The sequence below is a fragment of the Massilioclostridium coli genome (genome assembly GCF_900095865.1).
In the GTDB taxonomy this organism is placed as follows: domain Bacteria; phylum Bacillota; class Clostridia; order Oscillospirales; family Ruminococcaceae; genus Massilioclostridium; species Massilioclostridium facile.
In genome coordinates this window covers 98190-118778 of the sequence record NZ_FMIZ01000006.1, presented here as the reverse complement: position 1 = coordinate 118778, position 20589 = coordinate 98190, and the positions used below count along the sequence as shown (strand labels likewise).

9 protein-coding genes are annotated in these 20589 nt (G+C 36.3%); 5 read left to right on the top strand and 4 right to left on the bottom strand.

The features are described from left to right. Positions 1 to 157: 157 nt before the first annotated feature. Positions 158 to 4732, bottom strand: a complete 4575-nt coding sequence (locus BQ2683_RS02855; RefSeq protein WP_069987257.1) for a discoidin domain-containing protein — start codon at positions 4730 to 4732, stop codon at positions 158 to 160. 528 nt (positions 4733 to 5260) lie between these two features. On the opposite strand from BQ2683_RS02855, the gene BQ2683_RS02850 reads away from it, so the two are divergent. Both BQ2683_RS02850 and fabV read left to right on the top strand, forming a co-directional pair. After that, complete coding sequence (locus BQ2683_RS02850) at positions 5261 to 9736, top strand: family 78 glycoside hydrolase catalytic domain (RefSeq protein WP_069987256.1); 4476 nt, start codon at positions 5261 to 5263, stop codon at positions 9734 to 9736. A gap of 550 nt (positions 9737 to 10286) precedes the next feature. After that, positions 10287 to 11447 (top strand): enoyl-ACP reductase FabV, encoded by a 1161-nt coding sequence (fabV, locus tag BQ2683_RS02845; protein WP_069987255.1) that lies wholly within the window; start codon positions 10287 to 10289, stop codon positions 11445 to 11447. A gap of 208 nt (positions 11448 to 11655) precedes the next feature. On the opposite strand, the gene BQ2683_RS02840 is transcribed toward fabV, so the two are convergent. Then, complete coding sequence (locus tag BQ2683_RS02840) at positions 11656 to 12267, bottom strand: DUF4364 family protein (RefSeq protein ID WP_069987254.1); 612 nt, start codon at positions 12265 to 12267, stop codon at positions 11656 to 11658. Between the two features lie 267 nt (positions 12268 to 12534). On the opposite strand from BQ2683_RS02840, the gene BQ2683_RS02835 reads away from it, so the two are divergent. Further along, on the top strand, positions 12535 to 13800 hold the full coding sequence (locus tag BQ2683_RS02835; protein WP_069987253.1) for a hemolysin family protein: 1266 nt from the start codon (positions 12535 to 12537) through the stop codon (positions 13798 to 13800). Here the strand turns inward: BQ2683_RS02835 and BQ2683_RS02830 are convergent. Then, positions 13797 to 14120: a hypothetical protein gene (locus BQ2683_RS02830; protein WP_069987252.1), complete on the bottom strand. Its 324-nt coding sequence runs from the start codon at positions 14118 to 14120 to the stop codon at positions 13797 to 13799. The two genes, BQ2683_RS02835 and BQ2683_RS02830, sit on opposite strands and share 4 nt — an antisense overlap. A gap of 405 nt (positions 14121 to 14525) precedes the next feature. Here BQ2683_RS02830 and BQ2683_RS02820 point away from each other — a divergent pair, with 405 nt between their 5' ends. Together BQ2683_RS02820 and rlmD are read left to right on the top strand one after the other, a co-directional pair. After that, positions 14526 to 16733, top strand: coding sequence for a transglycosylase domain-containing protein (locus BQ2683_RS02820; protein WP_069987250.1), 2208 nt, complete (start codon positions 14526 to 14528; stop codon positions 16731 to 16733). 178 nt (positions 16734 to 16911) lie between these two features. Beyond that, the gene (gene rlmD, locus BQ2683_RS02815; protein WP_069987249.1) at positions 16912 to 18273 is read left to right on the top strand and encodes a 23S rRNA (uracil(1939)-C(5))-methyltransferase RlmD; all 1362 of its coding nucleotides are present in this window, start codon (positions 16912 to 16914) and stop codon (positions 18271 to 18273) included. A gap of 946 nt (positions 18274 to 19219) precedes the next feature. Here rlmD and BQ2683_RS02805 read toward each other — a convergent pair. Then, positions 19220 to 20482: a cation:proton antiporter gene (locus BQ2683_RS02805; protein WP_069987247.1), complete on the bottom strand. Its 1263-nt coding sequence runs from the start codon at positions 20480 to 20482 to the stop codon at positions 19220 to 19222. Between the last annotated feature and the right edge of the window lie 107 nt (positions 20483 to 20589).

The window sequence follows — 20589 nt, the reverse complement described above, 5'->3', positions numbered from 1 at the left end:
TGCTATAATATTCATATAAATGACATTATATTAGTTGCTAATGATATTCCATGGAATATGTTGTGTTAACTTGTTCTGGATTTTATTTTGCATATAAAAAAGATGGTAGATATTTTTATCTACCATCTTTTTTATCATATTTTTATTGTTACAGTGTTTATTTCTTTTTTCGAGAGAATAAAACGGCTGTACCAGCTAATGCTAGTACCATTACTCCTGTGATTGGAGTAACATCGCCAGTCTTCACTGCATTTGCTTTTGTTGTAGTATTTTCTTGCCCAGTTTGTATACCTTCTGCTTTGTCTGTATCTGTAGTTTCTTTATCTACAGCTACCAAACCTTTCATCGCTTCTTGTACACTTTCTACTGCTGCGTTTACTTCTTCCTGAGTGGCGTTTTCATTTTCCATTACTTCGTTTGCTTCTGCTACTGCTGCTTGTAGTGCTGTATAGCTCTCTGCTGTGTATGCACTAGAATCAACATCATTTGCTTCCACAATTACTTTTTCCAAGATGGATTTATCTGCTTTATATCTCAGGTTCAACATTGCGTTTAGCAGATTCGTTTCTGCTGTTTCAATTTCTGTTTGCATTGCATTTTCTTTATCTGCCAGCAGATCTTGCGCTGCTTTCAATGCTTCCTGGAATTCTGCTTGGCCTGCTTCTACATAGTCATTTAGATCCAGTTTTTCAGCATATGCTACCAAGGATTCTAAGGAACTGATATCCCCTTTGACAAAGCCTAGTTTATGGATTTCTTTTAATAAAGTCATCCATGCCTGGTCTACTTTTTCTTGGGTTGCGGTTGGATCAGCAAAAATTTCTTTTGCTGCTTCCAATGCTGCATTAAAGGATTCCTGTACATCTACAATGACATTGTTGAATTCATCAGAAGCTTTCTGTTCTTCTGCGTATGCGATTACTTTATTTAAGATGGATTTATCCGAATCTACAGCAATGTCTTTTTGACGGTAAACTTCAAACTCTGCCAGCTGAACCCGATAAGTATCTGTTGCTTCTCCTACAATAGCATTCAATTTAGTAGTATCCAAACGGATATATCTTGCATCCACAGAATCAAAATTGAATGTTTGTGGGGTATCTCCAACAAATGGGTAATCAGTTTCATCTACTACCGTGGTCCATGTTTCACCGTCTTGGGAAACTTTAATTGTAAAGTCTTTTGGAAATCCCCAACCCGTACCACGTTCATCAATACGTGGATAAATCACAAATTGGTCAAATGTGAGGGCGCTTCCTAAATCGATTTGTGCCCATTCTTTGTGGTCTTTTGATACATTACTGGACCAGCAGTTTGAAGTGATAGGTGCTCCTGATACAATACCATCTGTTAATTTGTCAGCACTAAACTGGGACATTCCAGGTACAACACTGGAAACTGTTACATTGCTATATAATGCTAAGTTAACTCCCTTGGCGGATTGTAATTGTTCTTTGGCATTTCGTAAAGATTCTAAAGCTTGATTGATTTGTTCTTCTGTTACAGGAACAGTATCCATAATGATTTCTGCTTGCTCTATTGCCGCTTTAAAAGGACTCCAGCTTTCTGGTGTATATTTTGATTCTTCTAATTTTTTACATGCATTTAATTCTAGTTTTAGTTCGGATTTTATTTCATCCCAATCAATCATTTTATCGCAAAAAGATGCTTGTAAATTTAAATCAGACTGTAACTGAATGGTTAATGGTAGATTTGTAGTAGCAAAACTTCCAGTAAATCCTTCAAACTGTTTTCCTTCTTCTGGTTCTGCACTAAAAGTAAGCTCAGTTCCAGCTGGGAAACTATTTTGATAATTGGATGGGATTGGCTCCCCATTTAGAAGTAATGTTCCGCCCTCATTTGTTTGAATATTCACTTGATAGTTTTCTTTTTGTTCAGTTTTAATAGATGAACAAATTTGATAATTACCTGGTTCTAAGTCAAAGTAAATATAGTTCTCATCATTACCTTGGTAGGAATCCAGTTTTCCAGCACCATCTTCAAAAGCAATTTCTCCATTAATAGTAACCAAAGTATTTTCCATATTAAATCGTGGAACTGCAACTTGCGCTACAGTATTTTCAGGAGAAGTTAAATCCATAGTAATTTGATTATTATCTCGATTTATATTTAAGTCTATGTTCCCTTTTATAGATGGAACAGTTACCTTCACACTATTTAAGCTTGTTAAATTTGGCTGAACACGATAAGTTTCATACCCAGGAGTAGTAGGATAAATACCCGCTACATATTTATTTAACATCGTGAGAGGTCCACCAGACCAGGCATGGTTTTTTGTACCTAAATAATAAAAATCTTCCCACAAGGTAGAGTTTTCATTGGCTACTAAATCTGTATAACGGAGTTTCATCCGTTCCATAGCCTCATTTGGATAACCCATCATAAACATAGATTCCAGTACATAGCCTTCCATATAAGGAGTAGAATTTCTTACCGTCTGCAATACATCTAGAATAATTGGATAATAATCTGGATCAGCTAAGCCGGATAACACTGCCATAGCATTGGCGCGGTCATCGTTAGGCATATCACTGTGGTAACCATCGCCTTTCCAGAACTTTTCTTGGAAAGTAGAACGGATGCCTTCCATTCTCTCTTCAAACCAAGGGATATCCTGTTCGTTTCCAGTTAATTTTGCCATTTCAATTGCCGATTCACAGGCCATATAATACCAACATGGACCAATTACAGCACCATCGATTCCAGAACCATGGTCATACCATTCCCAGTTGCCTGCACGGTTGATTAAAGAACCATCCGGATTGGTTTCCCACAATTTTAAATAATTCTTTACTGGTTCATAAGAAAGTTCAATCACAGAAAGGTCACCAGTAAATTGGTAATATTGCATGATCATACCTTCCGTACTAATTGCATTTAAAGATTGGGAAGGAAGTTCACTTGAATTTGCACCTGGAACATTTCCGATGAGTACATCTCCGTTACGGTTGCGAATAAAGTTGTCGATTGCTTTTTTTAGATGTACTGCTCCATTTTGGTCTAATGCATAGAATACTTGAGGAGCCTGGGAACTTACGTCCCCAATCCACTGGCCGCGTTCACGGTCTGGACAATCCATAAAGTTATCACGCATACATACATATAAAGTACGTTGTGCCTTTTCCGCTAAGGAATTATAGAATTCATCATCTGTTTGAATAGTTGGTACTAATTCAGTATCACAGCCAGACTCACGATATTTTAATTCAATAATTTCTACATCTTCTGGAATGGTATAAATGACTTGTTCGCCAAAGATCCAGTCTAAAGATTCAAATTCTTGTACGCCTTCTTTGGTAGTATATTCGGTTCGATGACAATTGTATTTGTTGCCATCACCAGGGCCACCAGGTGTTTGATAGCGGTCTGTTTGAATACTAATGATTTCTCCAGAAGGGGCTTTTACTTTAAAATACGGAGTAATTTGTGCTGCATAAGGTAAGTTCATGATTACTTGATTGCCGTTACGAACAATTTCATTGGTATAATCTTTTAGTTCTGAATATTTCCATTGTGGAATAGGACGTTTTTCTAATTCTCCCCATGGTTTTGTGCCAACAACCCCTTTTTCAATGGCATTTTTCCAAGAGGAAGTATCAAATCCAGGTTGGGTCCAATCGGTTTCAAAATCATTTTGTGCATTAAAACCAATGTTATATCCACCATATAAATAAGATGGTTGAGAGCCAGTGGTATCTCCATAAGCTGGATGCACCTTCATTTTCCAGCTAGCATCACTTTTTAATCTGGTTTCTCCTAAATCAGCAGAGAATATCATACCACCAGCACCACTATTCACATTATTTCTACCTTGATTTCCCCAGAACCACATTAAAATAGAAATATCGTTTTCTCCCTCTTTTAGATATGGTGCAATATCCACAGCATCATAATAACCTTTTCCAGGAGCGGGGCCACGGTTTAATCCGCCTTCAAATACGGCCAGTTCACCGTTGATCCACATATAATATTTGGAATCCACCGCGATATTAGCGATTGCAGTTTCTGGTACAGTATCTAAGTGGAATTCCTTTTTGAAACACATCCAGGTATTATTAGGACCTGCTTCTGGCTGCCAGAGCCATTGAGCATCCTGGAATGCTTGGTTTTGTTCTGGTGGTTCTGGTTCCCCATCTGGGCTTTCTTTATAAGTCCATGCTTCTAATTCACTAATTCTTGTGCTGCCATCAATTGCTCCTGTTACCCATAAACGAATGGCAGTTGTAGTAATAGGTTCAAAATAGAATTGTTTCCATACTTTATTATTTCCAGTAACTTGTGTTCCGGGAATAGTTTTCCATTCTCCGTTGTCTAGATACTGTAATTCAAAATCGGTAACACCATAATTATGGAATACAGTATCTAAATCAGGCATAGATGCTCCGATATCGTCCGAAACGGTAAACACATCCAAACGGTTGATAATTTCCCTTCGCCCAAAGGTAATTTGAAGCCAGTCTGGATAGTCATTGGCTGTATTATCATTCCAAAATAAACCTAAATTTCGGATACCATCATTGGTATTACACGGTTGAAAGCTTAATGGGTTGCTGTCAGCTGGATGAGTAGAGGAGGCATCAGCTATTGCCCCACAAATTGACAATGCGGCATTTCGTGGCTCATATTCTTCTTCTGCAAATACAGAGAAGTTTACAAACATAGAAAGAGTTATGAATGCCGCTAAGATTCCTGCGGTTATTTTTTTAAACATAAAAAACCTCCATTTCTTTTTGTTCTCTTTGTTTTCCTCTAACTATAAAATAATAACTTCTATCCTCCTTTTTTATGATTTTATTACATTGCGTGATTTTCACGCAAAAGTAACGTAGTTGTACCTGCTCTATCTTTATGTAGTAAAAAATGAATAGTTTGCCTTACCCGTTAAAGATGGTTAGAAGAACCGTAAGTAGAAAATAAATAGAATATAATTGGATATAAAAACTATAATTTTTTTATTAATATGATAATTATTGTATCAAATTTTAAATAAATTGAAAACTATGATTTTCTACAAAAATATTGTAGGGGATTTGTGTAAAGATTTTTTAAAACACGGATGCTTATAAAAAATAAAAATTATAGAACGTAGTAGTGAAGATATCTAAGTTAATATTGAAAATTTGTTGATTTGTTCTATTGATATCACAATCAAATCAGGATATAATTAAAATTATTATTGGGTCTATTTGCCTAATATTATTATTTATTATGGATAATTTTTAGACAGGAGGAAAAGAATATGAAGATGAAACGGCTTCTCAGCGTTGCGTTATCCGCAACCATGGCGGCATCTGTTATTGGTACTGCGCTTCCAGCGTTTGCATTGGAGGATGATGGCCTGGATGTAAAAGCGTATCAGACAACATCCCGTTATGATATGGGGTTGGATGTAGACGATGTACGCCTTGGATGGGAAATTGACGCGGAACAACGTGGTATGGAACAAACAGCTTACTATGTTGTTGTAAAAGACCAGTCAGGGAATACCGCATGGGACAGTGGCTGGGTGGAATCTGACCAACAGGTAGGGATTCGTCCAGAAGGATTAAAACCAGAAACTATTTACAACTATCAGGTTAATATCAAAGATCAATATGGCAATGAATCTGGGTTTAGTGAGATAAAAACCTTTGAAACCGCACCAGAAACCATACAGGGCGAATGGATTTCTTCTCCACGGTTATTGAGAAAAACATTTGAGCTGGATCAACCTTTGGAGAATGTAGATCGGGCGCGTTCTTATTTAAGCAGTTCTTCTGTTATGGAAATCAGGATGAATGGTTCTAAAGTAGGGGATTTGGTCTGGGGACCAAAAAAACCAGTAGGGGATGTCCTTACTTATTATAATACATATGATATCACTTCCATGCTTCGGGAAGGGAAGAATACAGTTGGTATCATGGTAAGCGCCGCATATTCTCCTGGCAACCAGGCAGCTGGAATGATTAAAATCTATTATAAAGATGGAAGTTCTCAAATCATTTCTACCGATACCAGTTGGAAAGCTTGTGCGACATCTGAGATTACACGGGAAACGATCAGTGCAGGAGAAGATATTGACGCAAACTTAATAACCAATTGGGATACCCCTGAATTTGTGGAAGATGAAACATGGACCAATGCAACTACAGCAGGCTTAGCCGCTTCCAATGGGGAATTACGTGTTCCAGCCAATTCGGGGACATTTACAACTTATCAGTCTTTTAGTGGGGATTATTCCATTGAATTAACAGCGACGGTACAGTCCAATGTATGTGGATTTGTATTTGGGTCTGGTACACCAAACCCTTGTATGTGGCAGCTGGCAGAAGGCAGTTTGCGTGTCCATTATCCAGGGGACTGGAGTCAGGTAGAAGTGGTTCCTGTAGAAGGTTTACATTTAGGGCAGAAAGCTACGATGCGGCTGGATATCCAGGGAAATACTATCACAGCATTTATTGATGGAAAACAGGTTCATCAGGCAACTGTGGCGGATGGACAAACTGCTGGACCTTTAGCGATCCGTTCTATGCCGGATGAGATTGTTGACTATGACCGAATTGCTGTTACCCAAAATGGTAAGGTGATTTGGGAAGATAATTTTGATACCGTAGACCGTGAAAAATGGAATTTCCCATCCCAGGCTGAACTGGCCCCAGCGATTTCCGGAACCAAGGTAATTGACGAAATCAAGCCAGTCTCCATGCGAGAAGTGAATTACACAGATGCGAACTCTCCATACGCTATTGATGGAAAATTGGTATTGCCAACAAACTGTGGTACTTTTACCACGAAACAATCTTTTAGTGGCGATTATACCATCGAATTAGCGGCAAAAACCGAGAATGTATTTGGCTTTTTATTTGGTTCTGGTACTCCATATCCAGCAATGTGGCAGTTGGCAACTAGTGGTAATGGATCTTTGCGTGTCCACCAACCTGGAGATTGGGCATCCAATATAGATGTAATTAATGATTGCCCTGGTGTTGATTTGAACGATTTTGTCCCAATGAAAATTGAGGTAAAAGGCAACCATATTACAACCTATATCAACGACCAAAAAGTACATGAAACGGATTTGGTTAGTGGTTCTACCGAAGGTCCATTGGGATTTCGGGCAACAATAGATGAAAGCAGCCAGATTGACTATCTTCGTGTTATTCAGGATGGAAATGTGATTTTTGAAGATAATTTTGATACAACAGATCCTGAAAAATGGAATGGTTTTACCAATTCAACCAAAAAATATATTTTAGACTTTGGAAAGAATATGCAAGGTTATGTCCGTTTGGATACCAAAGGGGAAAAGGGAAAACAATACCTGTTAAAATATTCTGAACTATTGGATGAAAACGGTATGATATTTGCAAATACTACCTTCCATTATCCAAAATCCACCTATACCTTATCAGGAAATCAGGATCGTTTTGAACCAAGATTTTTCTACACTGGGTTCCGTTATGTAGAAGTTTCCACCTCAGACGGTTCCGAAATCAATCCAGACGATTTTACTGCTTGCTTTGTCAGCGATGATTTGGATCAGACTGGTTTCTTCGACTCTTCCAATGATAGATTAAATCAGGTATTTGATATGTACCTACAATCCCAACGTTCTAATTTGATTGGTAATTATACCGATTGTCCACAGCGTGAAAAGAATGGTTGGACTGGGGATGCATCCGTTGTAAAAGAATCTTCCGCAATACTATTAAATGACTATACTTCTGCGGAAGCGTTTATGGAAACCATGATGTTGAATACCCATGAGGACGGCAGGCCTGAAATTATTGTGGGAGTTCCAACAACAACTAATACAGGGGCACAGTTTGATATTCCTTGGTCATCCGCATATTTTGTATTCCCTTATCAGCTTTATATGAATACGGGAGACACCTATTATATCGAAAAATCTTATGATTCTTTAGTAAAAGTTTTTGATTACTATAAATCTTTGGATAAAGATGGAGATTATATTGTAACTGATAATGTTTATGGTGACTGGCTGGGATATGATAACCAGGAAGGAAAAATTGACCGTGGATTTTTAACCGCACCATATTTCTACTATTGTGGAATTTTGTTATCTGAAATGTCAGAAGCAATTGATAAAGACCATACAGAGCTGGATGCTTATCTAGAAAATATGTATCAAGCATTGCAAAATACCTATAATAAAGAGACTTATTTTAGTACCGAAACCCAAACCGCAAATGCAATGGCATTGGATTTTGAAATTGTACCACCTGAAAATAAAGAAGCGGTAGTACAAACATTGGTGAATGCTGTTACCAACGCCAATACTACTATTAAAACGGGTGTGCTGGGGACAAAATCCATTTATAGTGCATTGGGAGAAGCCAACCAGCATAAAACATTGTTGGATATGACTATAACCCCAGAAAAATGTTCCTTTGGCTATATGATTGATAACGGTGCGACAACCTTGTGGGAATATTGGGATAAAGCAGGCGAAACCTTTAATTCCAACTTGACTCCTGGGAATGCTGTTTGGGATTCTCAGAACCATGCCATGATGGGAGGCGGTCCAGCAACCTGGATGTTCAAAGGACTGGGAGGCATTACAGCAACAGGCGCTGGCTATGATGAGATTACCTACCGCCCAGGTGTGGAAAGTGAACTGGAATATGTAGATACCTCGATAGACACTTTAAAAGGTTTAGCAGAATCCAATTGGGATATAGTAGACGGCGATCTAGTATGGGATGTAACTGTTCCAGCAAACAGTACCGCAACGATTAAAATCCCAATGAAAGACGCGAAAACTATTACCGAATCTGGCAATGATATTTTCCAGAAAGATGGAAATGGAATAACCTATGTAGGCCAGGAAGAAAACGGTGACTATGTATACACAGTAGGCAGTGGAAGTTACCACTTTGTAGCGAGTGAACAAGGTAGCGTAGTAGAAGAATCAGATAAAGATATCTTGAACAAAGTGATTACCTACGCAGAAGAACAGAAAGCATCTGATGACTTTAACAATGTCATCAAAGATGTACAGGAAACCTTTAATGCAGCATTGGATGCAGCGAAAGAAGTAGCAGCAGATCCAGCAGCAACTCAGGATGTAGTAGATGCAGCATGGAAAGCACTGATGACCGAAATCCATAAACTGGGCTTTGTGAAAGGCGATATTGCTTCCTTAGAATCTTTGGTAGTATTGGCGGAAACTTACGACATGAATGACTATGTAGAAGCAGGCCAAGCAGAATTTAAAGAAGCATTGAAGGCAGCACAGGAATTACTTGCGAATAAAGACAATGCAATGGCGGAAGAAATCGAAACAGCAGAAAGTAACCTGTTGAACGCGATGCTGAACCTGAGATACAAAGCGGATAAATCCATCCTGGAAAAAGTAATTGCAGAAGCGAATAGTAAAGATGCAAGTGCATACACAGAGGAAAGCTATGCAGCACTGCAAGCGGCAGTAAAAGATGCAAATGACGTAATGGCAGATGAAAATGCGACTCAGAAAGAAGTAGATACAGCAGTAACAAATGTACAAACTGCAATGGATCAGTTAGTAGCAGTAGATGGAAGTATTCCAGAAGAAACAACACCATCCACTAATGATACAACTACTCAAACTGGACAGGAATCTACCACACCAAAAGCAAATGCAGCAAAAACAGGAGATGTTGCTCCAATTGCAGGGTTAATAGTATTGGCAGCAGCGGGTGCAACAGCCATTGGAGCAAAGAAACGGAAAAAATAAAATTTAGTTGTAATAGCGAAATAAGCTATTGGAATGAATAAGAAAAAGCCATCAAGTTCTAATATTAGAACTTGATGGCTTTCTGGTTTATGATAGTATGTTGGTATTTAGATGAATTATTTATAATCGAAACTACTTAAAAAAATATCAATAATAAAGGGTGTATAATATGATACATTAAATTACTTATTGAAGTATTTTTGGTACATATAAGCAGAATATTTTCCGTTTCTAAGATTATATTTTAAATCCATTTTTTTGTTTTGATTTTGAATCAATAATAATATTATAGTTCTATATTCCACTGTTTGAGAGAATACAAAACAGGCAATGCAAATAGAACATTTTATGAATAGAAACTATCATAATTAGTTTCGGTTTGTATAACGAAAAGATATTGTTGTTGCAAATAAACTTTCACAATTTGATAATCTCCCATGCCTCTAATATAATTTATTGGAGTATCTTTCTTTTTTATCCGAATTATGTTACAATAAAAATAATATTTGTGATGGAAACAAGATAATTGGATTGTAAAGGAGATAATAAAATGGTAGTAGAACCAAAAGTTAGAGATTTTATTTGTACTACAGCGCATCCGATAGGATGCCGTGAAAATGTGAAACAGCAAATTGCATATACAAAAAAATTAGGTACAGTGGATGGTCCAAAAAAAGTATTGGTGATCGGCAGCTCTACCGGATATGGGCTTGCATCCCGTATCACAGCGGCGTATGGATGTCAGGCAGCTACATTGGGTGTCATGTTTGAACGTGCAGCTTCTGGCAAAAGGACAGCAACAGCAGGATGGTATAATAATCTGGCGTTTGAACAGCAGGCACAGCAAGATGGGCTATATGCAAAAACAATTAATGGTGATGCTTTTTCCCAGGAAGTGAAAGATCAAATCATACAAATCATCCGTCAGGACTTGGGACAGGTAGATATGGTTGTTTATAGTTTAGCAGCCCCACGCCGTACAATGGCAGATGGTACTGTTTACCGTTCCGTATTAAAAACAGTTGGAGAAGAATTTAAAAATAAAAACTTGGATTTAAAAAACCGTCAGGTTACAGAAGCTTGTATTCCACCAGCAAGCGAAGAAGAAATAGAAGCAACTGTTAAGGTAATGGGCGGGGAAGACTGGATGGATTGGATGAAAGCTTTAGCAGAAGCAGGCGTTTTGGCTTCCAATTCTATTACAGTGGCATATTCCTATATTGGTCCAGCATTAACCCATCCAATCTATTATAATGGGACAATTGGAATGGCAAAAAAACATTTGTATCAAACCTCTATTGATATTACAGAACAGTTAAGAGATTTAGGGGTAAAAGCATATATTTCTGTCAATAAAGCTTTGGTAACTCAAGCAAGTGCGGCAATCCCAGTAGTTCCGCTGTACATTACAATTTTATATAAAGTAATGAAGGAAAAAGGATTGCATGAAGGATGTATTGAACAGATGAACCGTTTGTTCCGTGAAAAACTTGGTAAAGGAAATGCGGTTGTGGATAGTGATAACCAAATACGACTAGATGATTACGAAATGAAACCAGAAATTCAACAGGAAGTAATGAAATACTGGGATGAAATTTCCTCTGAAACTATTGACCAAATGGCAGATGTAGATGGTTATTGGGAAGATTTTTACCATATGTTTGGATTCCAGATAGATGGTGTAGATTATACTCAGGACGTTGAACTGTAGTAATAAACAATAAAAACTGGAACAATCTAATTGTTCCAGTTTTTTTATCTGTTTCAGTAGAATAAATTTTAGTTTAAAAGGAAACATCGTTAGAAAATAAAGTTTGAAATGACAAACTTAAAATTCATTTTTACAAGGATACCTACTAAAATAAAAATTTTTGGATGTACCAACTTTACCCTGTGATAAAGGTTACTTATTGACTTTTTTATGTGGATTTATTTTGTTTTGCAATTTCATCCGCAATTTGGTGGATTGACATACTATCATTTTGTAGGATCCCTAACATACCACGGTAAAGTATTACAGCGTCCTGGTTAAACCGTTCTGCCATTTGTTGTGCAGCCTGTTTATCTGGGGCAAATAAAGTCATCTCTAGTAAATCACTGCCAATATCGTGGATAACCAAGTGAACCATATATCCATCCTCTACTTTGGTCACAGATACTTGATGGTCCCGTTCCTGCTGTTCCGATGCCAAAACTTGCTTTGCGGTAGATATAATTTTATCTCTAGTAGATTTTTGTAAAATTCCTGACAAGGTAGAGGCAGTATTTTTCCCCATAGGCATTAACTGTAGAATTTTTTTGCCATCCTCAACAGAAAAGATTTCTTCAATATGGTGTGTATCAATCAACTCTTTGAGGGCCTGGCAAAAACTAAAATAATTGACAATGCTGTTAAACTGGAATACATAGTTTACCTGTTCTTTGCTTAAAGGCTGTTCAATACAGCTTAGTAGATAACAAATCAAAATTTTAATTTCATAAATATCCGATAAACTGCCAGGTTCATCATTTTTTAAAAAGGTGGACGCCATATAATCCCTCCTTGTAATGATTCAAAAAGCTATTTATATTTATTTTAACATAAATTGAAATAAAAGGAAAGAGGCTTGTGTTTTTTTTCATGGTTTGATACAATAATACAATAGGGGATTGTATCAAATGATAATCTCAGTAGTGTTGTTCCCTAAATGATAAAAAGATATTTATTAGAAAGATTGGTTTGATTACCATGTAGACAAATTATAAAATCAATACATCCACAATAGGATTGATAAAAATAAAAGGAGAGTGACTTTTTCGTGGATAGCACTGATGTGTTATGGCTTGTTGTGTTAATTTTAATTGTTTTTTCCGCTATTTTTTCTTCTTCCGAGACAGCGTTTTCCAGTTTTAATAGAATCCGTATTAAAAGCTATGCTGCCGAAGGAAATAAACAAGCAAAACGTGTATTAAGATTATCTAAGGATTTTAACCGTATTTTAACAGCAATTTTAATTGGAAATAATATTGTTAATATTGCTACAGCCTCTATTGGTACGGTGCTGTTTACCAAATATTTTGGTGCAGCAGGCCCTGGGATATCCACCATTGTAATTACTATTTTAGTATTAATTGGAGGAGAAATCTTGCCAAAAAGTTTTGCAAAAGACCATGCGGAATCTACAGCGCTAAAATCATCTGGTTTTATTTTATTTATCACAGTAATTTTCCGTCCATTTATTTTCTTGTTTGGAAAATTGAAAGATTTAATGGCTAAGTTTACAAAATCGAACCAGGCACCATCGGTAACCGAGCAGGAGCTTAAGGTAATCATAGAGGAAATTGAGGACGAAGGCGTTTTAGAAGACCATGAAAGCAAGTTGGTACGGTCTGCTTTGGATTTTGATGAAACCACAGCGGAGCAGGTATTAACACCACGTGTAGATTTAGTTTCTGCTGAACTCAATACAGATAACGAGACTCTGTGTAGCCTATTTTTGGAAAAAGGTTTTTCCAGAATTCCGATTTATAAAAAGGATATCGATAATATTATTGGTATTTTATACGAACGGGACTTTTTCCGCGAATATATTAAAAGCCATGATTTTTCTATTTTGCCAATTTTGCAAAAACCTCTGTTTGTCCCACCTCAAACGAAAATATCCGATTTATTTAAGCAAATCCAACAAAGACAAGAGCATATGGCGGTTGTTACCGACCAATATGGTGGAGTAGAGGGGATTATTACCGTAGAGGATATGTTGGAAGAACTAGTTGGAGATATTTACGATAAAAATGAAACGGTTGTCCAAGATGTCCAAAAGCTATCAGATACGGCATATTTGATCAACCCAGATATGGGAATTGATGATTTATTTGAAGAAATTGATTATCATCCATTCCAATTTGAAACAGAAAGTAATACAGTAGGCGGCTGGGTATTAGAACAATTTCAGAAGCTTCCACAACAAGGGGAAAGTTTTACGCAGGCGGGTTTAAAAGTAACGGTACAGCAATTAAACCAACAGCGGATTACTTCTTTATTAATTGAAAAATTACAGGTTGTAAAAGAGGAAGACTACTAACCGTCAAAATCCTCGATAAGCCGATTCAATTCCTGTTTACTTTGTAGTTCAATGCCTTGCCGCAAAGCGATTTGATCAAACTCAGGTAAAACGGAGATATCGGTTGGCAAAATTTCATAAGGTTCAGATTCTGTTGGAAGAAAGATTCCAATTTTTCCTTGATATTCTTTCATAATATAAGCACATGTTGTGGTAGAAGCAGTATTAATTGGTTTTGAAACAGATTGGTTGCGTTGGGTACTAACAGCAATTACAATGGTTGCTGTTAATAAAATGAAAGCACCTGTTAAAATAGCGAGCAAATAATTGGTTTTGTTCATCCAATCCACTCCTTTCTGGATATCTTTAATCTTCCCATAAACTGGAATATTATACGTCAAAACAGCGAAAATTGTGTTTGGATCATCCAGTAAAAATAAAATCAGTTTGAATGAATTTTTATGAATATTTGGAAATTTTAAAGTGAAAATGACAGAAAAAATTTATTTTTTCATTAAAAACATTGATGGAAATTATGAAAACTACACAAACTACTTAACAAAAAAAATAATCTATGCTATAATCATTTTGTATTGTAACTTTTTTAAAATAGAGAAAAATAAAAGTTCCAGTGTTTTTGAAAGAGGTTTTTGCAGCATAAACTTATTATTGACCAACGATAGAAAATGCACCTGGAGGGATGCATTGCCGACAGTTTAACCTGAGAAAAGGAGGCGTTATACTCGATGAGCTCAAAAGATATCTATAGTTCAGATGTCCAGAAAAAACAATCGAGCAAAAAGCCAAAAAAACAAAAACATCAGCGTAGTAAAGGAAAACGCATTGCCGCTTTTATTGGAAAGGCTGTTGTTTGTTTGTTTTTGATTTGTATTATTACAGGCAGTATTGTAGTTACTGCATTGACTGTTTACGTTATGAAAGCAACCGAAACAGATTCTACCATTAGTTTAGCAAAAGAGGATATTCAAACAGCTGGAATTACAACCATTATGGCGCCAGATCCCGCAAACCCGGATGGTGAGATAGAAGTCTCTAAACTTTCTACTGGCACCAAACGTATTTGGGTGGATATTCAGGATTGCCCGGAAGATCTGAAAAATGCTTTTATCGCAATTGAAGACAAGCGTTTTTATGAACACGAAGGAGTGGACTTTAAACGTACATTTTTGGCATTCGCCAATATGATTTTGCATTTCTGGGATACCGAACAGGGTGGTTCTACAATTACCCAACAGCTTGTAAAAAATATTACCAATGACAATGCTCATAGTGCGGGGAGAAAAGTCCGGGAAATTTTTAATGCTATGAGTTTGGAGCGTACCTATTCCAAAGATGAAATTCTACAGGCATATTTAAATATTATTACGATTGGTGGAAAGAATGGTGACTACGAAGGCGTAGGTGCCGCAGCAAAGTTATATTTTAATAAAGATGTTTCAGAGTTAACTCTGCCAGAATGTGCTTCCATTGCAGCAATTACCAGAAGCCCTTCTACCTATGAACCAATTCATAATCCAGAAAAAAACAAGGAGCGCCGCGATTGGATTTTGAAAAATATGTATGATCAAGGTCTGATTGAAGAGGCGGATTACCAGAATGCTATTGCTACTCCTGTGGAAGTAAACCAAGGACAAGTAACTGGAAATATGGATGGTTCCAATTATCAAAGCTATTTTGTAGATGCTGTAATTAATGAGGTGCGCAATGACCTTATGGAAGAATACGGTTATGATAAGGAAACAGCAGAAGCAAAGATAAAAACTAGCGGTTATATTATCCATACAACAATGGATGTAAATGCTCAGAAAAAATTGGAACAGCATTATCAGGAAAGTTCTACTTTTGCGAACTATGATATTATAAAGGAATCAACGGACCGCGCTGAAAATGGAGGGAATCCGTTCCAATCCGCTATGGTACTATATGATTATAATGGTGCCATGAAAGCAGTAGTTGGGGGAATTGGAGAAAAGCCTCCTGGAGATAGAAGCGTTATTAACCGTGCAGTACAAGGGCAACGGTCTCCAGGTTCCGCTATAAAGCCATTGAGTATTTATTCTTTGGCAATTGAGGAAGATTTGTGCCATTACTCCAGTATCATGCAGGATGAGCCAATTTCGATTGAACAGCCAGATGGAACCATGTGGGAGCCACAGAACTTTGGTGGAAAAAGTTATGGCAGTGTAACAATCCAAAAAGCAGTTGAGATGTCATTAAACCGTATTCCAATTAAATTAGATCAAACATTAACTCCTAAAAAAAGTTATGACTTTTTGACAAAAAGTTTAGGTTTTACCGATTTAACTGAATCTGCTGATGCTAACTTAGCACCAATGAGTTTGGGTTCTTTGAGCAATGGTGTCCATTTAGACGAGTTGACAAATGCTTACCAAATTTTCGGGAATGGCGGCTACTTTACGGAATCCCATACCTATACCAGTGTAACAAATGCTGCTGGAGATGAGGTTCTGAAAAAAGATTTGAGCACCAATCAGGTGATCAGTGAGGATACTGCTACGATTATGAATCGCTTATTGCGCCAGGTTGTAGTAGGTTCCAGTGGTACAGCCCGTGCGATTGGTGATATTAATGGAATTGAAATCCTAGGTAAAACTGGTACTACCAATGACGATTTTGACTCTACTTTTGTGGGATTAACACCGGATTATATTGCTGGTATTTGGTTTGGCTATGAGCAAAACTATGATATTACAAAGAATAAAGGGTTAAAGAAGCAAGTTGCTGCCTGGAAAACAATTATGAGTGATATTTTATCTGATAGTCAAAATAAGAGTTTTCAACTAAGCAGTGATGTAGTGGAAGCAACTTATTGTACAGAGACAGGGATGATAGCTACTTCGGGCTGTCCATCTACAGCAACAGGTTACTACAAAAAGGATAATAAGCCTGGAACGTGTAGTGTACATGGTTAATGGTTACCTTTGATTTTTTCGATCCTGCCGTGAATTTTTAGGATTCACGGCAGGATTTTGTATTGTAATTAAAAGAAATATCCGTTATACTGAAAAAAGGCTTAAAATACATTGTTTTATGATATAAGAGCTTAGTTTTAAATAAATCGAGTTGTAATCAAGATAAAGGAAGGCATAAATGGAAAAATTAAAAAAGAATATGGTTTTACCTATGGAAATTATTGATTTAAATAGCGATGGTAATGGTGTAGGAAAAATTGATGATTTTGTTATTTTTGTCCCTATGACAGCAAAAGGGGATAAAATCAATGTAAGGATAGTAAAAGTATTAAAAAATTATGGTTTTGGGATTGTGGATTCTTTTATTACAGCTTCTCCTGACCGAATTGAAGTGGATTGCCCTTATTTTCGTCAATGCGGGGGATGTGCTTTACGCCATATTTCCTATGAATCGGAATGCCAGTTAAAGCATAAGATGGTTTCTGATTGTTTTGAAAGAATTGGAGGAATTTCTTGTCAGGTATCTCCGTTAGTAGAAAATCTACAGGTAAACCATTACCGGAATAAAGCACAGTTTCCAGTTACACGAAAAGATGGTAAGGCTGTAGCAGGCTTTTTCGCAAACCGAAGCCATCGAGTTGTATCCTGTGATAATTGTTTACTACAACCGGAAGAATTTCAACCAATTGTAGATTGTGTGTTGAATTTTATCAATGAATTTCAAATTCCTGTTTATGATGAGTTAAAACATCAGGGAATTGTACGGAATATTTACTTGCGCCGAGGGGAAGTATCAGGTGAAATTATGGTCTGTTTGGTGTTAACCAAGCATTTTCTCCATCATCAGGATATCTTAATTCAACGTTTATTAGATTGTAACCCTCAGATTACCAGCATTATCATTAACTGCAATAAGGATAAAACCAATGTTATTTTGGGAAAACACTGTACCACAATTTATGGAAAGGATACGATTTTAGACCAACTTTGTGGGGTTCCAGTAGAACTATCTCCGCTGTCCTTTTATCAAGTTAACCATAATCAGGCAGAGCGGCTTTATGGTATTGCAAAAGAATATGCAGGTTTATCTGGAGGGGAAACTGTAATTGATTTATACTGTGGTGCAGGAACCATTGGATTATCTATGGCGGATCAAATTGGAACTCTCATTGGAGTAGAAGTTGTTCCAGAGGCAGTGGAAAATGCGAAAAAGAATGCAGAATCTATGGAATTATCGAACACAAGATTTTTGTGTGGGGACGCTTCTCAAGCAGTGCAGGTTTTAGAGCAGGAAAAAATTCACCCCGATGTGGTTTTGCTGGATCCACCAAGAAAAGGATGTAGCCAACAGGTGCTGGATAGTGTTTGCCATATGGCTCCAGAGCGGATTGTTATGATTTCTTGCAATCCCGCTACAGCAGCACGAGATTGTAAAATGTTGGATGAGAAAGGTTATCAGGTACAAAAAATTACTCCTGTTGACTTATTTTCCCGCACGTTACATATAGAAACCGTAATCCTTCTCAACAAAGAATGTTAAAAGTTGTAGTTGGATAAGAAATCTAGGTGATAAAAATGATTTTGAATACTTTAAGTAAAGACGATTTGTATCAATCAATTGCATATATCTTCAACATGGATATAGAACAAATTCAACATTATATTAAAGAGAATATAAATAATCCAAGGCAAATAAATTTACAAAACTTAAAGAAATTTTGTAACTGTCATGAATTAAAAACTGTTGATAGCATTATCATTCATCATATAGAACCAAAGAAGGGATGTAGAATCTATTAAAAAAGAGGGAATTTCTACTTTACCACAAGTTTTAACTACTGAAAATAATCTTTCTAAATATTTAAAGGGGTTAGGGTTTAAATTTACATTTAAAAACAATCAAATTTTTATGGAACGGTATAATAAAAAAGTGTATATTAATAAATTGTCCTGGGATTGTTGCGATCGTATGATATTAAAGAGATTTGGAATAGGAAAAGTATCTACTTATAATTTTAACCTAAATGGATATTTACTTGTTAGTTAATTTTTAAAAGATTATTGTAGAGGTTAGTTCGGTTCACCAGAAATATTAAAAACTTTATTAAATTGTTATAGGGACCATGATATAGCAGATAGTTTTGTGAAAAAATTGTGAAAATAATTTTTTAATATCATTCAAAGTACCAATAACAAAGATTGATATTGCAAATTATGACTCTAAAATAAGGGATAGTCAGAAATTAGAGATACTTATTGACTATACCTTACAAGCCTTAGTTTATTTTGAATCGAAAGAGAAAGATAAATTAGACAATCCTATAATAATGTTAAAAAGAGATTATAATGTTCCAGGAACAGATATAAAAAAGATATGGCAGTTAAAAGAAGAGTGTGGGTATATGATCCCAATATCCATAGATAATAAATAAAGAAAACGGATGTCCAAAATGGACATCCGTTTTCTTTATTTATATTAAAAAATTCTAGGAATTACGTTCTGTAGTAGTGTAATCCAATACTTTTTCATATCCTTTTGCTAACTGGCTTTCTTCACGGCTATCATCATCTCCAGATTTGGAGCGGAATACTAGTTTTAATAGAATTGGGGAAATAATTGTTGTAACCACAACAGTAATAATAACAGGCCCCAATAAAGTGTTGGACAACAATCCTAAAGCAGCTCCTTTGGTTGCTACAATCAACGCAACCTCACCACGTGAAATCATACCCATACCAATTTGAATGGATTCGCGGTTGGTATATTTACAAATTTTCGCTCCTAATCCACAACCAATAATTTTGGTAATGGTTGCAATAATTGCGAGTAAAATGGAGAAAATAATAATTGTACTTGACATTGCAGGAAGTACTACTTTAATCCCAATACTTGCAAAGAAAATTGGGGATAATAAGGTATAAGATAAAGTTTCAAAGCGGGAAGCAATATATTTTGATCGTGGAGTATTAGAAATAGCTACACCTGCGATAAACGCTCCAGTAATATCTGCTACACCAAAGAATTCTTCTGCACAATAGGATAATAACAGGCAGAATACAAACGAGATAATAACAAAACGTCGTAAGTCTTTTTGATAGTGTTCCATGTATTTTTTGAACAAGAAATAACATAGAATTCCTGCAACCACAACAAATACAAAAAACAATAGGATTTTTAACAATACGATTCCAATATTGATAGAGGAATCTGCCATACTTGTAATAATTGTTAATGCAATAATACCTAAAATATCATCAATTACAGCAGCCCCTAAGATCGCATTACCAGCACGGGTATTTAATTTGCCCATTTCCTTTAATGTCTCTACAGAAATACTTACCGATGTTGCTGTTAAGATAATGCCAATAAAGATGTTTTGCAATAACGTACTAGCTGTTGCTCCTTCAGAAAATTCTGGGGAATTGAAGAAATGTGCCACGAGGAATCCACCTGCCAAAGGAACGATAACCCCTAATAACGCAATTACAAAAGAGGCTTTCCCCGATTTTTTCAGCTCTTTGATGTCTGTTTCCATACCAGCGGTAAACATCAATACGATAACGCCTAATTCGGAAACTTGGGTGATAAAAATGTCTTCATGTAAAATATTTAATACAGCAGGGCCTAAAATCAAACCAGCCAGCAATGCACCCACTACTTGAGGCATTTTAAATCTTCTGGTAATAAGGCCAAGAACTTTGGTACTGAGCAGGATAATAGCTACATATAACAGAAAACTATAGTCCATGAAATACCATCTCCTTTTTTGTGAAATTTTCGACAACCTATATTATAGTCTTTTTTAAACGATTTTTCAATATCATATTGCATTTTAGTTTAAAAAAAATACATTAT